Source organism: Methanotorris formicicus Mc-S-70 (genome assembly GCF_000243455.1).
Lineage (GTDB): Archaea > AGJL01 > Methanococci > Methanococcales > Methanococcaceae > Methanotorris > Methanotorris formicicus.
Window position 1 is genome coordinate 1 of sequence record NZ_AGJL01000085.1, and the last position, 3,887, is coordinate 3,887.

Here is a 3,887-nt window from a genome sequence, read left to right on the forward strand (position 1 = left end):
CGTTACTTACTGAATCTCCTCAATAAGGTTGAATCGATTATTATTGAGAATTTAAATTTACGATTGTCCAAAATGTTGGGAAGATTTAATAGTTGAGTATAAAGGCAATTCTCGATTTCTGAGAGCTCTTGAAGTTTCTTGATTATGGTTGTTCGATGAATTCCTAAAATCTCTTCAGATATTGCTTTAATCGTCTTTATCTCGGTTAAAGTTCTAACCAAACAATAATCAGCTAAATCATCCAAATTGGCTATGCCTAAAGTATTTAAACTATTAACGAGTAATTCTTTAAGTGTGGGTAGCATGGTTTAATCACCGTTTTTTTAATGGAGTATTTAAATCGATACTATTTTATTTTTTTGGTTTTAAAATCGATAATGAGAAATCACACTATCAGAGATAAAAACCTCGAGAAATAACTATAATTATTGGGGTGAGCTTATGATTTCAAAATATTTAGTTAGAGATGTGATGAAAAAAGGTGTTGTTGAAGTAACCTTGGATACAAAGTTAAGTGATGTTATTAAAACAATGGCAAAATATGATATATCATCTGTTGTAGTTTCTGATGGAGAAAGATTTTGGGGGATTATAACAGATACTGATATATTAAAACATTATAATGAGTTGGATAAAACTGCAGAGGAAATAATGACAGTAAATCCTATAACAGTTAGCCCTGAAGCTCCATTGGAAAAAGCTATTGAGATTATGGCTGAGAAAGGAATACACCACTTATATGTTAAATCACCATGTGAAGATAAAATTGTTGGTGTTTTAAGCTCAAAAGACATTATAAAGCTGTTTTCTAATTTGATTGAATAAACTTATAAACTTTAACTTACTATTGCTATTTTATTTTTCTGAATCATCTTAGTAAAATTATAGCCAAAAAAGCCCTTTGGGCTTTTATATCTATGCCTTTCTAAACATGAAATTTGTTTGAAGATTGGCTATATAACAACATATAACCTAAACATTTAAATATATGATTATATAATTAATATACTCAGAAAAACATGGTGGTGGAAACATGAGGGTTTATGTTGAAGGTTATGGTTGTGTGCTAAATACTGCTGACACTGAAATTATAAAGAATTCTTTAAAAGAACATGGCTTTGAATTAGTTAATAGCTTAGATGAGGCAGATATTGTAATAATAAACACATGTGTTGTTAGATTAGAAACAGAAAATAGAATGATTTACAGAATAAACGAGCTTAAAAATTTAGGAAAAGATGTTGTAGTTGCTGGATGCTTGCCAAAAGCTTTAAAAAATAAAGTTAATGGATTCTTTCATATATATCCAAGAGAAGCCCATAGAGCTGGAGAAATATTAAGAGATTACATTGAAAAGAACAAAAGAACAATATATGCTGAAGAGTTAATAAAACACTTTATAAAAAATTAGATTACTTGAAACCATCTTTAATTACTCCCCACCCCATAAGTGAAGGTTGCTTAGGAGATTGCAGTTATTGCATAGTAAAAATAGCGAGAGGAAAACTAATATCTTACCCAAGAGAAAAAATTGTTAATAAAGCTAAAGATTTGATAGATAAAGGAGCTAAATGCTTATTTATAACCGCCCAAGACACTGCATGCTATGGTTTTGATATTGGAGATAACTTAGCCAATTTATTAAATGATTTATCCCAAATAGAAGGAGAATTTATAATGAGAGTTGGAATGATGCATGCAAAAAACGCTCAATTAATATTGGACGAACTTATAGAGGTATACAAAAATGAAAAAGTTGGGAAGTTTTTACATCTACCTTTACAAAGTGGAGATGATGAGATTTTAAAGAAGATGAAGAGAGGTTACACTGTAGATGAATTTAAAGATATTGTAAATGAATTTAGAAGAAAAGTTAAAAACCTTTGCTTTACAACAGATATAATTGTTGGATTTCCAGGAGAAACAGAAGAGCAGTTTCAAAATACCTTAGAAGTTTTGAAGGAATTAAAGCCAGATTACATCCATGGGGCTAAATATTCCCAAAGGAAAGGAACAGAAGCTGCAAAAATGAAGCAGGTAGATACAAAAATTAGAAAGAGGAGAAGTGAAATTTTAGATAAATTGAGAAGAGAATTGAGTTATTTAAACAATAAAAAGTATATTGGAAAGACAATGAGAGTTTTAGTTTTAGATAAAGGGAAAGGATATACTGATAACTTCAAAGTTGTTAAGTTTGAAGGAGGAGAAGTAGGAGAGTTTAGAAAAATAAAAATTACTGATGCTAAGACATTTGGATTGAGAGGGAAGTTGATAAGTAATTAAATTATTATTAAAAACTTTAATAAATCTCTTTTTATACTTTACTAAGTTGTTTATGGTAGTTGCAAAAAAAAAACACTACTTAGTAAAATATAAATATTAAAAAGTTAAGATAAAATTATCAAATAATTGATAGATACAACTTTACAAAAGTAAAGAAATTTTAATATATCTAAAGAGATTTTGAAATGTTAAAAAATAGTTGGCGATGATGCCCTTTATAGGGCGGAGCCAAATTAAGCCCAACCACTAAATAGAAAGGTGGCAATATGAAACTATGGGGTAAAGAACTATTTAAAATTTTTGCCTTAGTTGCTATGCTATGCATTGTAGGGGGTGTTTTTGCCACATCAACAATAAACAATAATGTGAAAATAATAGATAATAAAGACCAAAATCTTCAGAATTTGCCTATTTACATTTTTGGTGATAAAAATTACAACATGCCTTATATATCTTGTAAAATAAATGATTTAACAAAAATACCTAAGGGCAAATATATTATCATAATTGCAAAAACTCCAAATAAAGATGATTCTAAACTATTAGAAAATATGCTAAAAAATGGTAATGTAATTATAACCACAAAAGATAGCTATAAAAAAATACAATCAATAGTTTCGAAAATCATAGGAACTAAAAAGCCAGTTGTAAGTATTAGTTATACTGATAAAAATGGAAAAATTGTTGAAAACAAAATTTATATCTATATGCTGTCTCCATCTAAAATAAAAGGGAAAAAATATTGCATTCATGTATACGGATTTGCAGGAGACAATATTTCAGATAGTGTTATAAAAAAAGCTACTGAGATGCTTCAATATTCTCCAAAATCCAATGATTGGAATTATGTAGATAGAGTATATTGGTCATCTGGAGATTGGGCTAAACCCTACGGAAGATTAAATATAGAGCATATAATAATGCAAAATCCAAATAACCCATCATACAAGTGTGTTAGAGGCACAACTCAAATAATATCTGGTGAAAGTTTAGGATGGGAAGATAACGGATGGGTATATGATAACTACGAATTAAAAAATTATTATAAAGTAGATTATAATGGAAATGGCAATCATTTAGTTGACTACAGCCCTGGTGATATAGATAATACAATTCCAAGCATTTCTGTAACATTAGGTTATCTTCCTTCACTATCAATCTCTTGGAACTATCCTGGAGACCATATATATAGAATAGTAGATTTATCAGATTTTTCTGAAAATGTAGCTTGCTGGGAACATCTATTCCATTGCTGGTATAACCCTTGGGGAACATCTGCAACTATAAAAGTAGAACCCGGTTTTGAATATGAACATTCTGGCAGTGCTGAACAACTATGGAAAATAACTGGTAAATGGTTAGCTCATTATTATTGTCTTAGAGCAGATAAACCCGAATATCTTACAGTATATATTCATTATAATGGATAGCTATCTTTAAACTTTGCGAAATATTAATTTTACTCTTTTTTACTTTTACTGACAGTGTGATTACGAGAATCCTTTCTTTATTAGTTCTTTACTACATTCTTTAACGACTTTATAAAATGATATTCCATTTTTGTAGCCCAAGTATTCGATGCAATTAAATAACATTCCCATTAA

General features: G+C 29.1%; 3 protein-coding genes and 1 pseudogene. 3 read left to right on the top strand and 1 reads right to left on the bottom strand.

The window, feature by feature from the left end:
• Positions 1-2: 2 nt before the first annotated feature.
• Positions 3-305, bottom strand: a complete 303-nt coding sequence (locus METFODRAFT_RS09255) for a hypothetical protein (RefSeq protein WP_007045352.1) — start codon at positions 303-305, stop codon at positions 3-5.
• A gap of 136 nt (positions 306-441) precedes the next feature.
• Between METFODRAFT_RS09255 and METFODRAFT_RS09260 the strand changes: the two genes are divergently transcribed.
• The 3 genes and pseudogenes from METFODRAFT_RS09260 to METFODRAFT_RS09270 all read left to right on the top strand — a co-directional run bounded on the left by METFODRAFT_RS09260 (position 442) and on the right by METFODRAFT_RS09270 (position 3,713).
• Positions 442-825 carry a CBS domain-containing protein gene (locus METFODRAFT_RS09260; RefSeq protein ID WP_007045353.1) on the top strand — a complete coding sequence of 128 codons (384 nt, stop codon included), beginning with the start codon at positions 442-444 and terminating at the stop codon, positions 823-825.
• A gap of 208 nt (positions 826-1,033) precedes the next feature.
• A pseudogene (locus METFODRAFT_RS09265) lies at positions 1,034-2,283 on the top strand (tRNA (N(6)-L-threonylcarbamoyladenosine(37)-C(2))-methylthiotransferase).
• Positions 2,284-2,549: 266 nt separating this feature from the next.
• Entirely contained in the window at positions 2,550-3,713 is a 1,164-nt protein-coding gene (locus METFODRAFT_RS09270) for a hypothetical protein (protein ID WP_007045356.1), read from the top strand.
• Positions 3,714-3,887 lie beyond the last annotated feature (174 nt).